This window comes from Sulfuriferula thiophila (genome assembly GCF_003864975.1).
Taxonomy (GTDB): domain Bacteria; phylum Pseudomonadota; class Gammaproteobacteria; order Burkholderiales; family Sulfuriferulaceae; genus Sulfuriferula; species Sulfuriferula thiophila.
This window is the reverse complement of sequence record NZ_BHGL01000006.1, coordinates 164,322-179,456: the sequence shown is the minus strand read 5'-3', so window position 1 is coordinate 179,456 and position 15,135 is coordinate 164,322. Positions and strand designations below refer to the sequence as shown.

The window sequence follows — 15,135 nt, the reverse complement described above, 5'->3', positions numbered from 1 at the left end:
AAACATGATAAGCGCCCCCATCAATCCAGATGAAGCCGAACGGCTAGCAGCCCTTCACCGTTACAATATACTCGACACCCCGGATGAGGCGGAATTCGATGATTTTACGCGGCTGGCTTCCCAAATCTGTGAAACGCCGATCGCCCTCATTTCCCTGGTCGACAGCGGTCGCCAATGGTTTAAAAGCAAGGTAGGCATTGATGCCCCGGAAACCCCGCGTGACATTTCCTTTTGCGGCCATGCCATTCATGGCACTACCGTGCTTAATGTACCGAACGCTCTGGAAGATAATCGCTTCCATGACAACCCGCTGGTCACTGGCGGCCCGGAGATCCGGTTTTACGCCGGCGCGCCGCTGCTGACAGCCGATGGTTACGGCATCGGCACCTTATGCGTTATCGATAGCGTTCCACACAACCTTACTGCTTCCCAACTTGATGCATTGCAGACACTGGGCCGGCAAGTGGTGCGGCAACTGGAACTACGTTCAGCCATACGCCGCGAACACGCTCACAATATTGAACTCACGCAATTGAGCACCCGACTGGAACTTGCAACCCAGTCTGCGCATATGGGGATATGGGAATACACCTTCGGCGATGACCAACTCGCCTGGGATAGCATCATGTGCCAAATCTACGGCATAGTTCAGAGCAAATTGATTACCACTCACGCAACATGGCAATCCAGCTTACATCATGAAGACCGCATACGGGTGCTGCAAGACTGGGAACATGCTCTGGCGCATGATCAGGAATTCGAATCCGAGTATCGGATAATACGGCCGGATGGACAGCAACGCTGGCTAAAAACCAATGCCATAATCCAGCGTGACCATCAGCAACAAGCGTTGCGTATGATAGGCGCCAGCCGGGACATCAGCGAACGTAAACGCATGGAACAGATGAAACAGGAATTCGTCTCAACCGTGAGTCACGAATTGCGCACCCCGCTCACCGCCATCAGTGGTTCACTGGGACTGATTGCAAGTGGTGTTGTCGGTACATTACCGACACAAGCTAAACAGATGCTCGACATTGCTCACAAAAACAGTCTGCGTCTCGCCCATCTCATCAACGACCTGCTCGATATGGAAAAACTGACCGCAGGCAAGATGCATTTTGACATGCAGGTTGAAGCACTCACCCCTCTACTCGAACAGAGCATGGAGGCCATGCAGGCCTATGCTGAGCAATATCAGGTGCGCTTTGCGCTCAACCGGCAAAGTATTAATCCTCGCGTACGCGTTGATGCCGGACGATTGCAACAGGTCATCAGCAACTTCCTCTCCAATGCCGCAAAATTCTCGCCGCCGGGTGAGCAGATCGACATCATAGTCAGTCAACAGCAACACATGGTACGTGTAGAAGTTATCGATCGCGGACCGGGTATTCCGCTTGCTTTCCATGGCCGTATATTCCAGAAATTTGCGCAGGCAGATTCATCTGACACACGCCAGAAAGGTGGCACCGGCCTGGGGTTATCGATCTGCAAGGAAATTATTGAGCGTATGAACGGCCAGATCGGCTTCGATTCAGCAGAAGGCCACGGCGCACGCTTTTACTTTGAACTACCGTTGTGGCAAGCGCAGGGCATAACACTGCAAACAGACAACACAACCATAAACACTAATCCCCGTCTGCTGGTAGTCGAAGATGAACCGGATATCGCCCTGTTGTTAGCCATGATGCTGAATCGCTCAGGTTATCAGGTCGACATTGCGCATGATGGTGAAACAGCCTTGAACTACCTGGAGCAGAATAACTATGCCGCGATGACGCTGGATCTGATGCTGCCGGACCAAAATGGCGTATCCTTGATCCGTGAAATTCGCAGTCTGGAGAAATTCAGCAGCTTACCCATCATAGTCATATCCGCCCATATCGCCGACGGCAAACTGGCCATCAACAGCGAATTTCATGCCATAGACTGGCTGGAAAAACCTGTCGATGACGCCAGCCTGAATGCTGCCGTGGCCCGCGCCCTGGTCCTCCACGGCACCACCAGACCGCGCGTGCTGCACGTGGAGGATGATGCCGATTTGCGCCTGATAGTCGCCGCTATCGGCAGCGATGTGGCTGATTTTGATATTGCACGTTCGCTGAGCGAAGCGCGAGCCAAACTGGCGCAGGAACACTACAGCCTGGTCATACTCGACATAGGCCTGCCCGATGGCAGCGGCTGGGAATTATTGCCGCAATTGAAAGCCATGAACCCCAGCCCGCCAGTCATTGTGCTGTCCGGAACGGAACCGCGCGAACTGCAAAATGAGCTGATAACTTCCGCCCTGATAAAATCCCGCGTTTCCTATCAGGATTTACTGGATGCCATTCACCATGCGCTTGCAGACCATTCCACTATTGAAACGCAGCCACCCCTGTAGCGTATGCAAACGGCTCACAGTCAAATTCAAACCATTATGTATAAACACAGCCCCGCCATGAAACGTCTTGCCTTGTTCATAACACTGACTTCTCTGCTCAATGGTTGTGCCATGCATAAACCACCTGATCCGGCTTTTTTTACAATAGCGCCGGGTCGCCTGCCACCAGCAGATATCACGCTTAATATTCCCGGCCTCGGCCCCTGCACCGACAACCCGGATCGGAGTCTGCATCTTGATTCCAGTCAGCCAGTCAATGTGCTGGTACATGGCTGTTTCGGTTCATCAGGCGAGTTTCGCGGTCTGGCTCAGGTGCTGGCCTTTCATGGTCAGCAAACGGCATGTTTCACCTACGATGACCGCAACAAACTCACGCGCAGCGCTACCGAATTGCGCGATGCAATCAATCAGCTCGCTGATCAAACGCATATCCCAAAAATCACAGTGATCGGTCACAGTCAGGGCGCATTGATTGCACGCAAATCGCTCACCGAACTGCCGCTCACTTCACAGCCTGTTCGCCAACCCGATCTGCGTTTAGTAACCATCTCCGGCCCATTCTCCGGGATCGCATCGGCAAACACGTGCGGTAAAACCTGGCTATATCCGCTCACGCTCGGTCTGCTTCCAGCCAGTTGCTATCTGGTAACAGGCGCAAAATGGGCAGATATCACCTATTCCTCGCATTTCATCCTTGAGCCGGGCGTGCTTGTCCCACAAGTCAGCCATTATCTTAAAGTTGACACGGACGAGCGCGGCAGCTGTCGGCGCGAACAAGATGGTCGCTGCGTAGAGAGCGACGACATTTTCTCGCTGGCAGAACAGCGTTATCCGTTACACGAAACAGATGCGCGCACCCGACGAGTAGAGGTACATGCAGGTCATGTCGAGATTGTGGGTGACAAGCGCGTGGCACCCACCAAACTGATCGCAGTGCTGCAGGAACAAGGCGTGCTTAACCCGACCGCTCCGGAAAGACTATCTGCTTTCTCAGCACTACTCGCACAGATTTATCAGACAAATGAGTTCTGAATCCAGCCCCCGACAGACTGGTAGCGACATTCACCCGTATTAACAATGTGCAGCCTCACAGAGTTGTTTACAGCCTCTCATGGGTCTGCATATTGCGCTGGCATCAACGACAACCCTGTCGTTCAAACCCAATAGCAGCACACCAAAAGCATGTCATATTGAGATAGTTTTGAGTGCTAGCGTACAGACCGCATCCGGTGACAAGTACATTCTGATGATATTAACAGGAGAATCATGATGAAATATTGGAAAGAAGTACTCTCAGAAAGCCACAGGAAAGCCTTGCATGAAAATAACGCCCCGCCAGTCTACGAGGTGGAGTTTATTCCCACGGAACGCAGAATATCCGATCGCTGTAGCCCGTTACAACGCTTGAACAAATCCACCACAACCGATGAGCGCAGAACAACCTCAGGGCGTCGTGATACAGACCGGCATGAATGACACCCACTACTGCAGGCACTCAGCTTTAGCACTTACACCCTAGCCCCGGCAAGGAAGCGACTGCATATACGTCAACTCAATCCGATTGATGGGCTTGCGTCAGATAAGCATGTGACTGCATTTCTGTCAGCCGACTTAACGCACGTTCGAATTCGCCGTCAAACAAGCGGGGCGGCGCAAGCTGAGCCAGCGGCACGGCAGCAGAAACTATCAGCCTGACCCGGCGGTCGTACAACTCATCCACCAGCCACAGAAAACGGCGCGCCTCGGCCACGGTGTTCTCACCAAACCGGGGTACGCCGGATAACAGCACGGTATGAAAACGCGACGCGAGTTCGATATAGTCAGACTTGCTGCGCGGTCCGCCGCACAACTCGGCAAATTCGAACCACACCACGCCGTTATTTTGATGACGCGCAACGATAATACGACCATCGACTTCCAGACTGACACCGGGCTGGCCAACAGCACCTGTCTGGGCCCGGTAAATTGCCGCCAGCGCCTGCTCTGCGGCGGCATCCAGCGGGCTGTGATACACCCCGGCCAGCTCCAGTGCATTGCGCCGATAATCTTCCCCGCCATCCAGATGCAATACGGCCAACTGCGCTTTGATCAAATCTATGCATGGCACGAACTGACTGCGTTGCAGGCCATTGCGGTACAAGGCATCCGGCTCCGCATTACTGGTAATGACAAGTGCTACGCCGTGATCAATCAAGCCCTGCAACAGACCCCGCATCAGCATCGCATCGGTAATATCATCAATATGAAATTCGTCCAGACACAACAGCCGTACTTTGCGCGAAAACGCCAGCGCCAGACGCGCCAGCGGATCAGCCTGGCCTTTCATGGCAGCAAGCCGCCCCTGAATTTCATGCATGAAGTGATGGAAATGCAGGCGACGCTTTTGCTTTAGCGGCACACAGGTAAAAAAAGCATCCATTACAAAGCTTTTGCCGCGCCCTACTCCGCCCCACAGATAGAGTCCACGCACCGGCTGCGGCTTGAAGAAATGACGAAAAAAATGCCGTAACGAACTTGGCTGCAGCAGGTCGTCATGCAGTCGTTGCAGTTCGGTTATGGCAGCGCGTTGCGAGGTATCCAGCACCAGCCCGCGCTCAATCGCCTGACGTTCTACGCAGGCAATGACCTCATGGCCAGGGCTATGCATCAGCATTCCCTGATCCGCCCTCACAGCCACGTAACCACGCGACAACATCTGAAGCAGAGTCATGTGTTTCGCGCACCAGCAGCCATAATTCCTGATCAGACAAATCGAGCAGCACGTCGAATTCGACCAGTTGTTGCGCTGTCAGTTTGGCACAATAGTGCTGCAGAAAGCGCCCTAGCACCAGATCCAGCTCCAGCATACCGCGCCGGCAACGCCAGCGCAGGCGACCAGAGATGTCGATTTCGTCCATCCTTATACGGTCCGCTTCACCAGCATGGTCTTGATCTTGCCGATCGCCTGCGTCGGGTTGAGCTCCTTGGGGCAGACGTCGACACAGTTCATGATACTGTGGCAACGGAACAGCCGATATGGATCTTCCAGATCATCCAGTCGTTCGTTAACAGCCTGATCACGGCTATCCGCGATAAAGCGGTACGCCTGCAGCAACCCTGCGGGGCCGACGAATTTATCCGGATTCCACCAGAACGAAGGGCAGGATGTCGTGCAGCAACCGCATAAAATGCACTCGTACAAGCCATCCAGTTTGGCTCTGTCCGCGGGTGATTGCAGGCGCTCGATTTCCGGTTCCGGGTCCGTATTGATAAGGTAGGGCTTAACCGAACGGTAATGCTCCATGAACTGGCTCATATCCACTACCAGGTCACGGATCACCGGCAGTCCGGTCAACGGGCGCAGTTCTATCGGCTGTTTCAGTGAATTGAGCGGCGTCACGCAGGCCAGCCCGTTTCTGCCGTTGATATTCATGCCATCCGAACCGCACACTCCTTCGCGGCAGGAGCGACGCACGCTCAAGGACTCATCCTGCTCTTTGATCATCAAGATAGCATCGAGCAGCATTTTGCCTTCCGCTTCGATATCCAGCTCGTAATCCTGCATATAGGGCTTGCTGTCGGTTTCAGGGTTATAGCGATAGATGGAAAAGCGCATGATGGAATCCTAATAAACGCGTGGCTTGGGCTGGAATGCATCGACAGACAGCGGCTTCTGCCGTACCGGTTTGTAGTCGAGACGATGGCCTTCGGCGAGGTAGAGAGTGTGCTTCATCCAGCCGCTGTCGTCACGTTCCGGGTAATCATCGCGGGCATGGGCACCTCGGCTTTCCTTGCGCGCGGCGGCGGATACCATCGTGGCCAGGGCAACTGCCATCAGATTTTCCAGCTCCAGCGCTTCGATGCGTCCGGTGTTGAAAACCTTGCTGTGATCGCGCAACACCACATCCGGCAGTTTGGCCGCGATTTCCTGCATTTTCTTCAATCCGTCCTGTAGCACTTCCTCGGTACGAAATACACCACAATGCAACTGCATGGTCTTGCACATTTCCTCGCGCAATTGTGCGACGGTGATGCCGTCACCGGTTTTATCCCAGCGCGTCAGCCGCGCCATGATACGCTCCAGCGCTGCATCGGCTACTGGCCGCGCAATGGGATTATCACGGCAATATTCGATCACGTCATTCCCGGCAGCACGGCCGAACACAATCAAATCGAGCAGCGAATTACTGCCCAGGCGGTTGGCGCCATGCACCGACACACAGGCACATTCACCAATGGCATACAGACCGGGCACCACTTCTTCCGGTCCGGTACCAACCGGCATCACTACCTGGCCCTGCAGGTTGGTGGGAATACCGCCCATCATGTAATGCACGGTGGGCACCACGGGGATAGGGTCGGTCGCCGGATCGACATGGGCAAATTTCTTCGCCAGATCGCTGATGCCCGGCAGCCGTTGCTGGATCACCTCGGGGCCGAGATGATCCAGCTTGAGCAGCACATGGTCTCCATCTTTGCCACAACCGCGACCTTCGAATATTTCGACCGCCATGGCACGCGAAACCACGTCGCGGCTGGCCAGATCTTTGGCATTTGGCGCATAACGCTCCATGAAACGTTCGCCATTTTTATTTACCAGATAACCACCTTCACCGCGCACACCTTCGGTCACCAGCACGCCGGCACCGTAAATCCCGGTCGGGTGGAACTGCCAGAACTCCATATCTTCCAGCGGAATACCGGCCCTGAGCGCCATGCCCAGTCCGTCGCCAGTATTGATCAGCGCATTGGTGGTCGCAGAAAAAATGCGCCCGGCGCCACCGGTAGCGAGTATGGTGGCACGCGCCTCGATAAAAATCGGCTCGCCAGACTCTATGCCTATCGCCACCACACCCTGCGCATAACCCTGCTCATCCATCACCAGATCGACCGCAAAGTATTCCTCGAAAAAATGGGTGCGCGCCGCGATATTGCGCTGATACAGCGTATGCAGCATGGCGTGACCGGTACGGTCAGCTACCGAGCAGGTTCGCACCGCAGGTGCTCCGCCATAATCCTGAGTCATGCCGCCAAACGGACGCTGATAGATCTTGCCGTTTTCCAGCCGGTCGAACGGCATGCCGTAATGCTCCAGCTCGATCACCGCCTCGTTGGCATGGCGGCACATGAATTCGATCGCATCCTGATCACCGAGGTAATCCGAACCCTTAACGGTGTCGTACATGTGCCAGTGCCAGTTATCTTCACTCACATTGCCGAGACTGGCAGCAATGCCGCCCTGTGCCGACACCGTATGGGAACGGGTAGGAAACACCTTGGACACCACCGCCACTTTAATATTAGCCTCGGACAGTTGTAGCGCTGCTCTCAGCCCGGCCCCGCCACCACCGATAATCACCGCATCAAATGTACGCTTGGTAATACTCATAAACCACCCCACAAAATTTGCACAGCCCAGGCGGTATAAGCCACCAGCGCAAGAATCACTGCCACATGCAACGCCAGCCGGACCACGGTGTGGTGAACGTAGTCCATGAAAATGTCACGCATGCCCACCCAGGCATGCAGGAACAAGCTTAACGCAAATAACAAACTTGCGAGCCGCACCGGCAGGCTGTGAAACAGCCCTTGCCAGACATTGAAATCCAATGCTGGCTGCCGCAGCAGGTGAACCACCATAAACACGCTATACAGCGCCATCACTACGGCGGTGACGCGCTGGGCCAGCCAGTCTCTCACCCCATAATGTGCACCACTGGCTATACGGTCTACCATAGTCGGACTCCAATCAGCACGGTAAGCGCGATACTGACCGCCAGCACCAGTTTGGCAGTAAAGCGCGCCTGAGCCAGCTTGACGCCGATATCCAGATCCAGCGCCAGATAGCGCAGCCCCATGCAGAAATGGTGCAGGTAAGCCCAGATCACACCCAGCAGCGCCAGCTTGGCCAACGGCTGCTGAAACCACGACTGCACCTCGGCAAAACCTTGTGCCGAGCTCAGCGACTGCTGCAACACATACAGCAACACTGGCAACAGCAGGAACAGCAGCGCGCCACTGGCACGGTGGATGATAGATACGACAGCAGGTAAAGGCATTCGAATTTTAAACAGATTGAGATAAACAGGACGACGAGTACTCATATTGCTCCTAATTCAGTTCATCAAAATAATAATGGTGCTCGGTGCTGATATAGCTCATGCGCCATTCCACCGGCTGATGCTTGTAGGTAAACGCCACCCGTTCGATGCATAACAGCGGCGTACCCGCAGCCACACCAAGCAATTCAGCAATATCCGCATCCGCCAGCGTTGCGCGAATGCGTTCCTGTGCCGAAATAATGCGGATCTGGTACTGGGTTTCATACAGCGAATACAGCGTGCCCTTAAAGGCATTGACGTGCTCTTCGACCATCGCGCTGGAGATACCTTTGAGCAGCGTCGCCGGCAGACGGATATCGTCATACACCACCGGCTTGCCGGACAAGGTAAGCACGCGCTGCATCTGCACCAGCGCGCTGCCGCTAAGAATGCCCAGGCGCTTGGCTACCTGCGCATCCGCCTTGCCACGACTAAAATTGATAAACTTGCTTTGCGGATACTCCTGCTCACCCGCCAGATTACGTAGATGCAAGAAGCGGTAGGTTGTGCCGTCATCGGCATGGGTGGCCACAAAAGTGCCCTTGCCCTGCCGCCGCATCAGCATATTTTCCGCGACCAGCTCGTTAATGGCTTTGCGCACCGTGCCCTGGCTAACATTAAAACGGCGCGCCAGCGCGATTTCACTGGGGATCATCTCACCCGGCTGCCATTCGCCGTCAGACAGGCTGCGGGTAATCAGCCGCTTGATCTGTTCGTACAGCGGCATGAAATTGGGGATAGCGGGTTCTTTAGTCATCGTTTGCTGAGTATATCCAACAACACGTAATCAAGTCCACTAGTCTTATATAAGACATAAGAATATTCCGTTATTTTATGTATAATCAAAATAACGATGAATTGACGAAACTAGGAGTTCATGTGGCTGACTTACCAAACCTCGAGCACTACTGGATGCCGTTTACCGCGAACCGCCAGTTCAAAAGCATGCCGCGCCTGTTCAAGGCAGCGAAAGGCAACTACTACACCACCATCGACGACCGCACCCTGCTCGACGGTACCGCCGGCTTGTGGTGTGTAGCCGCCGGCCATGGCCGCGAAGAAATCGCCAGTGCCGTGGCGCACCAGTTACGCACACTGGACTACGCCCCTGCTTTTCAAAACAGCCACCCGCTGGCGTTCGAAGCAGCAGAACGCCTGGCGCAATTCATGCCACAGGGGCTCGACCGCATCTTCTTTACTGGATCCGGCTCCGAGTCTGCCGATACCGCGCTAAAAATCGCACTGGCGTATCACCGCGTCACCGGCAATCCGCTGCGCAACAAGCTGATCGGTCGCGAGCGCGGCTATCACGGCGTCAATTTCGGCGGGCTGGCAGTAGGTGGCATCGCCGGTAACCGCAAGGCGTTCGGCAATGGTCTGGCAGGCGTCGATCATATCCGCCACACCCTGGATATCAGCCGTAACGCTTTCACCCGCGGCTTGCCGCAGGACGGCGGCATCGCACTCGCCAACGAATTCGAACAGCGCATCACCACCCTGCATGACCCGGCCACCATTGCCGCACTGATCGTGGAGCCGATACAAGGCTCGGCCGGCGTAGTGCTGCCACCAGCCGGCTATCTCAAGCGCCTGCGCGAGATCTGCGACAAATACGGAATTTTGTTAATTTTCGACGAAGTCATCACCGGTTTCGGCCGTCTCGGTACCAAGTTCGCCGCCGACTATTTCGGCGTGGTGCCTGACATCCTCACCTGCGCCAAAGGCCTGACCAACGGCGCGGTGCCGATGGGCGCAGTTGCGGTCAAACGCGAAATCCACGAAGCGTTCATGAGCAACAGCCCGGCCAACGCCATCGAGCTGCCGCATGGCTACACCTACACCGCTCACCCGATCGCCTGTACCGCCGCCGTCGCCATGCTCGATATTTTTGCTACAGAAAAGCTGGAAGAGCGCGCTGCCGGACTGAGCGAGCACTTCGAACAGGCCGCCCACAGCCTGAAAGGCGTGCCTTTCGTCAAGGACATTCGCAATATTGGCCTGGTGGCCGGAATCGAACTGGAGCCAACCCCGGACAGGCCGGGTGCCCGCGCCTTTGCTACCTATCTCAAGTGCTACGAAATGGGCGTGCTGGTGCGTTATACCGGTGACATCATCGCCATCTCGCCGCCACTCACCATCGAAAAGCACGAAATCGACCGCATTTTCAGCAGCATAGCCGAGGCACTTACCTCACTGGCAGCAGAAGGCGAGCCAGGGTTGGACCCGACCCGCTACCTCAAGGATGAGCAGCAATGGGCCGCCCACCAACTGGAAATGCATCAACAACAGGCCACTCTGTCGTGAATACTTCGCGCAACAGCACTTTGTTCAATGCCCCTGTTTTGCTGGTTTATGCGCAAACATAAAGACAGCAAACACGATCAATGCAAGCAATGTCGCCGAAGCAGAAAAACGGCTTAACTCAAGACCACCCTTGCTGATCGGTTTATCCAGAAAATCACCGACCACCGCACCAAGCGGCCGGGTTAGTATGAATGCTGCTCAGAAAAGTACCGTGCGTGAAATTCTGGTTCGGTAATATGCCAGCGCAATAATCGCCAGCATCGTACCAAACACAATTGCACCACCACCGTACCCAAGACCAGCCGTATCCGCTGTCCAATCGCCAAGCGCCGTGCCCAGCGTTTGTGAAAACATGATAGTAATCCAGTAAAACATCTCCGACTTCGGCGAACTCACGCTATCCACAGCTACCGAACCCAGCACGCGATACCAGATGAACAGCGAAGCCATCAGCAAGGTGAACAGAATTGCCGTACCACCCGCATAGCCGATACCCAGCGAACGGTCAGCAAAATCCGCCAGCGTCGTGCCAACCGTGGTTGTGGCGATAATGGTTGTCCAGTAGATGACAGGATGAAACTGCTTTGCCGTAATTTGCGCAATTACCGCAACCATGAATATCGCTGCAAATATCCCGGTACCGATCAGGTAACCGAGATGCATGGACATGGATACCGCATCACCGCCCGTCTCACCCAAGGTAGTGGCCAGAATTTTAATTATCCAGAAGATAAGCGTCACCTCTGGCACCTTGCTGAGTATCTCTTGCTGTTTAGTATTCATATTTCTGTTCCGCTTCGGTAGTTGTCGAGTTGGCGTGACCTCAGGATGCAGCTATCCATTAATCTGGATTGGCACCCTCAGCCTTGTTTTCCAGTAGCGCACCGGTCTGCGCATCTACGCCTACTTCCTGAGTAACTTTACCCACGCGGATATCGAATGAATAACGCAAGCCACTGCCACCTGCTTCTTTTTCCAGCTCCTCATCGGTGATTTTGCCGGCATGTGCCTTCAAGGCGACGGCGCGTGCCTCGACCATCGTTACCTTGGCATGTTTTGCCAATGCCTCGCCTGTATAAGCCTGTGCGCCCACAGCACCCAACAACATCACCAATGCCACTGCTATTACGCTTTTATTCTGAACCATGATGAAATTCCTTGATTAAATCAGCGCAACGAAATGTTTTGCCGTTTTCACAGAGTAAGGGGCCAACTCTTAACAGAGGCTTAAAGATGAAATTATTTTATTAAATGCAGTTATTGAAATTGAGTTTGGCGCTCAAAGCGCCCATAGCGCAGCGCGAGCGTCGGCAGGATCAGCAGGTTGAGCAGCGTGGAAGTGATCAGCCCGCCCAGGATGACGGCCGCCATCGGGCCTTCGATCTCGTTGCCTGGCGCGCCGCTGGTCAGCGCCAGCGGCAGCAGCCCCAGCGCGGTGACCAGCGCTGTCATCAGGATCGGCGACAGGCGTTCCGCTGCGCCGCGTATCGCGGCATCCTTGCCCCACGCCACGCCTTCCACCTCTACCAGATGGCGATAGTGCGAGATCAGCATGATGGCGTTACGCAGGGTAATGCCGAACAGCGTGACGAAACCCACCAGCGAGCCGATCGACAATACCCCGCCGGTGACGAGCACCATCACCACGCCGCCGGCCAGCGCGAACGGCAGGTTGGCGAACACCAGAATGGTCGAGCGCACGCCGCCCAGTGCCATATACAGCAGTAATGCTACGCCCACCGCAGCCAGTGCCGAATGCAACAGCAGATCCTGTTGGGCGCGGGCCTGCTCCGGCGCATCGCCGGCGTAGACCAGGTAAGTGCCGCGCGGCAGCGTGACCTGCGCCGCGATCTGTTTTTTCACCGCCGTGACAAAACTCGACAGCGCACGTCCCTTGACGTCTGCGGTCACCACCTGCAGGCGTTGCGCGTCGTCGTGCAGGATCAGATAACGCCCATCGGTCTGGTGAATATCGGCAATGTCCTTGAGTAGCACCATGCGGCCGTCCGGCGTCTTCAACGGCAGCTCGCCCACTTGCGCCGGGCTTTGCCGTGACCCTGACGCCAACACTACGGCCACATCAAATACCCTGTTGCCGTCGTACACCTCACCCACCAATGTACCGGCATAAGCAGTTTCTATCGTGCTGAGCGCATCTACCGGGGCGATACCGAGCTGTGACAGCGCGTTATCACGCAAATGAATAACCAGTTGTGGGCTGCCAGTAGGCGCTTGCACCTGCACCGCACCTGCACCTGGCACGCTACGGATCGCAGCGGCGATCTCTTCAGCTTTTCGATCGAGCACGTTGAGATCATTACCGTACACATTCACCACCACCGGCGCGGTGTAACCCGAAATCGTTTCATGAATCCGTTCGGTCAGGAAGGTATTAACCGAGAAACTCGCACCCACGAACGGCAGTACAGCATTACGAATAGCATTTAAGACACGCTGCTGCCCTGCACCCGACAGCGGTGCCAGATCCACTTCAAATTCGCTCGCAAAAGCACCTGCCGGATCCGACACCTGAGTTGCACGCCCGACGCGCTGGGCCACCGAACGGATTCCCGGAATACGGCTGAGCGATGCGCTCACACGTTGCCCCAGCTCAAGCGACTGGGCCAGCGACGTGCCCGGTGCCATTTTCATATGGACGATGAAATGTCCCTCGCGCAACGTGGGCAGGAAGCTGCCCTGCAGGAACGGCAGCACCGCAAATGCCGCGCCGCACAGCAACACCACGACCAGAATCACCGCGCCCGTACGCTGCTCGATGCCGGAGAGCAGACGGGTGTAGCGCGCCTTGAGCCATACACCCAGCGGCGGCTCTTTTGCTTCGGCGGCACGGCTTGCCAGCAACGCATAGGCCAGCGCCGGGGTCAGCGTCAGCGCCACCACCAGCGAAGCCATGATGGCCGCAATATAGGCGATTGCCAGCGGGCCGAACAGGCTGCCGGCGACGCCGGACAGCGTCAATACCGGCACGAATACCAGCGCCACAATGAAGGTGGCGTAGATCACTGCACCGCGCACTTCGAGCGATGCACTCAGCACCACTTGCGCCGCATTCAGCGGGGCGGCCAGCAGGCGGTTTTCGCGCAGGCGCCGGAAAATGTTTTCCACATCGACAATGGCGTCGTCCACCACCTCGCCGATGGCGATGGCGAGTCCGCCCAGCGTCATGGTATTGAGGCCGATGCCGAAGTGATTCAGCACGATCACCGCAGTCAGCAGCGAAAGCGGAATCGCGGTGGCCGAAATGACCGCTGCGCGCGCGTTGAACAGGAACAGGAACAGCACGATCAGCACCAGCGCAGCGCCGATCAGCAGCGCGGTGCGCAGGTGGCTGATCGCGGTTTCAATGAAGTTGGCCGGACGGAACAGGTCGGGATTCAGTGTCACGCCTTCGGCAGTGAGGGCGGGTTTGAGCTGCGCGAGGCGCCGCTCCAGCGCCCGGGTCACGGCCAGGGTATTCGCGCCGTACTGTTCCTCGACCACCAGCATCACGCCCGGCTGCCCCTCGATCGAAGCCGCGCCGACTGCGGGGGCGGGCGCCACCGTCACATTCGCGACATCTGCCAGGTGCAGGGTGGCGCCGCCCTGATTGCGCAGCACCACCGCCCCCAACGCTGCGGCGGAGATGGGCTGCCCGGTGGTTTCCAGCGTGATGCGCTGGTTGTTGTTTTCGATGATGCCGGCGCCGCGCACCGCGGTTGCCCGTTTTGCCGCATCGACCACGTCCTGGATAGACAGGCCGTAGCGCACCAGCTTGTCGGGGGCGATCTGGATCTGCAACTGCTTCACCTCGCCGCCAAATACGGAAATGCCCGCCACCCCGTGCACGGAAAGCAGCTGCGGCTTGACGCTCCAGTCGGCAAGGGTGCGCAATTCCATCAGCGAGCGCGACTTCGAAGTCAAACCGAGACTCAGCACCACGCTGGTGGATGAAGCCAGTGGCAGCATAGCGGGTATTTTGACACCTTGCGGAAGAACTGCCGCCGCACCGCCAATCTGCTCTGACACAGCCTGACGAGCCCTATAGATATCAGTGTTCGCTGTAAAAGTCAGGGTAATCATGGACAGCCCCTGAAACGACTTGGAGCGCAGATTTTTGATTCCTCCCAGACCAGACAGCCGATTTTCCAGCGGCTGAGTAACCAGCACTTCCACCTGCTCAGGTGACAGTCCGGGAGCTTCAGTCTGGACTTGCACCTGCGGTGGGGCAAATTCAGGAAACACATCCAGCCGCGCATGACTGAGGGCGAACAGACCGTACCCCGCCAGCAGCATTGCCAGTGCGATGACGACGCCGCGAAAGCGGATGGCAAAGTTAACGACAGGGGTCAGCATGAGAGGAAATCCAAC

The 15,135-nt window shown here is 56.2% G+C and carries 14 protein-coding genes; 3 read left to right on the top strand and 11 right to left on the bottom strand.

Annotated features, from left to right (window positions below):
- Positions 1–4 precede the first annotated feature (4 nt).
- Both EJE49_RS03295 and EJE49_RS03290 read left to right on the top strand, forming a co-directional pair.
- Complete coding sequence (locus tag EJE49_RS03295; protein ID WP_124948973.1) at positions 5–2,383, top strand: response regulator; 2,379 nt, start codon at positions 5–7, stop codon at positions 2,381–2,383.
- Between the two features lie 57 nt (positions 2,384–2,440).
- Complete coding sequence (locus EJE49_RS03290; protein ID WP_124948972.1) at positions 2,441–3,415, top strand: esterase/lipase family protein; 975 nt, start codon at positions 2,441–2,443, stop codon at positions 3,413–3,415.
- A 520-nt stretch (positions 3,416–3,935) separates the two neighbouring features.
- Here the strand turns inward: EJE49_RS03290 and zapE are convergent.
- The 7 genes from zapE to EJE49_RS03255 are packed head-to-tail and all read right to left on the bottom strand — an operon-like array spanning position 3,936 to position 9,220.
- Positions 3,936–5,030, bottom strand: a complete 1,095-nt coding sequence (gene zapE / locus EJE49_RS03285) for a cell division protein ZapE (protein WP_124948971.1) — start codon at positions 5,028–5,030, stop codon at positions 3,936–3,938.
- Positions 5,023–5,280, bottom strand: coding sequence for an FAD assembly factor SdhE (locus EJE49_RS03280; RefSeq protein WP_124948970.1), 258 nt, complete (start codon positions 5,278–5,280; stop codon positions 5,023–5,025). The genes zapE and EJE49_RS03280 overlap by 8 nt, the downstream gene beginning before the upstream one ends.
- A gap of 2 nt (positions 5,281–5,282) precedes the next feature.
- Positions 5,283–5,978 carry a succinate dehydrogenase iron-sulfur subunit gene (locus tag EJE49_RS03275; protein ID WP_124948969.1) on the bottom strand — a complete coding sequence of 232 codons (696 nt, stop codon included), beginning with the start codon at positions 5,976–5,978 and terminating at the stop codon, positions 5,283–5,285.
- Positions 5,979–5,987: 9 nt separating this feature from the next.
- The gene (gene sdhA / locus EJE49_RS03270; RefSeq protein WP_124948968.1) at positions 5,988–7,751 is read right to left on the bottom strand and encodes a succinate dehydrogenase flavoprotein subunit; all 1,764 of its coding nucleotides are present in this window, start codon (positions 7,749–7,751) and stop codon (positions 5,988–5,990) included.
- Positions 7,748–8,098, bottom strand: coding sequence for a succinate dehydrogenase, hydrophobic membrane anchor protein (gene sdhD, locus EJE49_RS03265; RefSeq protein ID WP_124948967.1), 351 nt, complete (start codon positions 8,096–8,098; stop codon positions 7,748–7,750). Before sdhD ends, sdhA begins: the two co-directional genes overlap by 4 nt.
- On the bottom strand, positions 8,092–8,466 hold the full coding sequence (gene sdhC / locus EJE49_RS03260) for a succinate dehydrogenase, cytochrome b556 subunit (RefSeq protein WP_124948966.1): 375 nt from the start codon (positions 8,464–8,466) through the stop codon (positions 8,092–8,094). The genes sdhD and sdhC overlap by 7 nt, the downstream gene beginning before the upstream one ends.
- A gap of 7 nt (positions 8,467–8,473) precedes the next feature.
- Positions 8,474–9,220 (bottom strand): GntR family transcriptional regulator, encoded by a 747-nt coding sequence (locus tag EJE49_RS03255; RefSeq protein WP_124948965.1) that lies wholly within the window; start codon positions 9,218–9,220, stop codon positions 8,474–8,476.
- 101 nt (positions 9,221–9,321) lie between these two features.
- On the opposite strand from EJE49_RS03255, the gene aptA reads away from it, so the two are divergent.
- Complete coding sequence (gene aptA, locus EJE49_RS03250) at positions 9,322–10,767, top strand: omega-aminotransferase AptA (protein ID WP_223246726.1); 1,446 nt, start codon at positions 9,322–9,324, stop codon at positions 10,765–10,767.
- 24 nt (positions 10,768–10,791) lie between these two features.
- On the opposite strand, the gene EJE49_RS14485 is transcribed toward aptA, so the two are convergent.
- The 4 genes from EJE49_RS14485 to EJE49_RS03235 form a co-directional block, all read right to left on the bottom strand.
- The gene (locus tag EJE49_RS14485) at positions 10,792–10,956 is read right to left on the bottom strand and encodes a hypothetical protein (protein ID WP_442267847.1); all 165 of its coding nucleotides are present in this window, start codon (positions 10,954–10,956) and stop codon (positions 10,792–10,794) included.
- Positions 10,957–10,965: 9 nt separating this feature from the next.
- Complete coding sequence (locus tag EJE49_RS03245; RefSeq protein ID WP_442267844.1) at positions 10,966–11,550, bottom strand: COG4705 family protein; 585 nt, start codon at positions 11,548–11,550, stop codon at positions 10,966–10,968.
- A gap of 58 nt (positions 11,551–11,608) precedes the next feature.
- A complete protein-coding gene (locus EJE49_RS03240) occupies positions 11,609–11,914 on the bottom strand; it encodes a PepSY domain-containing protein (protein ID WP_124948964.1) in 306 nt (101 codons plus the stop codon).
- Between the two features lie 110 nt (positions 11,915–12,024).
- The gene (locus tag EJE49_RS03235; protein ID WP_124948963.1) at positions 12,025–15,120 is read right to left on the bottom strand and encodes an efflux RND transporter permease subunit; all 3,096 of its coding nucleotides are present in this window, start codon (positions 15,118–15,120) and stop codon (positions 12,025–12,027) included.
- Between the last annotated feature and the right edge of the window lie 15 nt (positions 15,121–15,135).

Bases quoted from the DNA above. Each gene is read 5' to 3' on its own strand.
- sdhD (WP_124948967.1), bottom strand. From the start codon at position 8,098: ATGGTAGACCGTATAGCCAGTGGTGCACATTATGGGGTGAGAGACTGG.
- EJE49_RS03245 (WP_442267844.1), bottom strand. From the start codon at position 11,550: ATGAATACTAAACAGCAAGAGATACTCAGCAAGGTGCCAGAGGTGACG.
- EJE49_RS03235 (WP_124948963.1), bottom strand. From the start codon at position 15,120: ATGCTGACCCCTGTCGTTAACTTTGCCATCCGCTTTCGCGGCGTCGTC.
- sdhA (WP_124948968.1), bottom strand. From the start codon at position 7,751: ATGAGTATTACCAAGCGTACATTTGATGCGGTGATTATCGGTGGTGGC.
- zapE (WP_124948971.1), bottom strand. From the start codon at position 5,030: ATGCATAGCCCTGGCCATGAGGTCATTGCCTGCGTAGAACGTCAGGCG.
- EJE49_RS03275 (WP_124948969.1), bottom strand. From the start codon at position 5,978: ATGCGCTTTTCCATCTATCGCTATAACCCTGAAACCGACAGCAAGCCC.
- EJE49_RS03290 (WP_124948972.1), top strand. From the start codon at position 2,441: ATGAAACGTCTTGCCTTGTTCATAACACTGACTTCTCTGCTCAATGGT.
- EJE49_RS03295 (WP_124948973.1), top strand. From the start codon at position 5: ATGATAAGCGCCCCCATCAATCCAGATGAAGCCGAACGGCTAGCAGCC.
- sdhC (WP_124948966.1), bottom strand. From the start codon at position 8,466: ATGAGTACTCGTCGTCCTGTTTATCTCAATCTGTTTAAAATTCGAATG.
- EJE49_RS03240 (WP_124948964.1), bottom strand. From the start codon at position 11,914: ATGGTTCAGAATAAAAGCGTAATAGCAGTGGCATTGGTGATGTTGTTG.
- EJE49_RS03280 (WP_124948970.1), bottom strand. From the start codon at position 5,280: ATGGACGAAATCGACATCTCTGGTCGCCTGCGCTGGCGTTGCCGGCGC.
- EJE49_RS03255 (WP_124948965.1), bottom strand. From the start codon at position 9,220: ATGACTAAAGAACCCGCTATCCCCAATTTCATGCCGCTGTACGAACAG.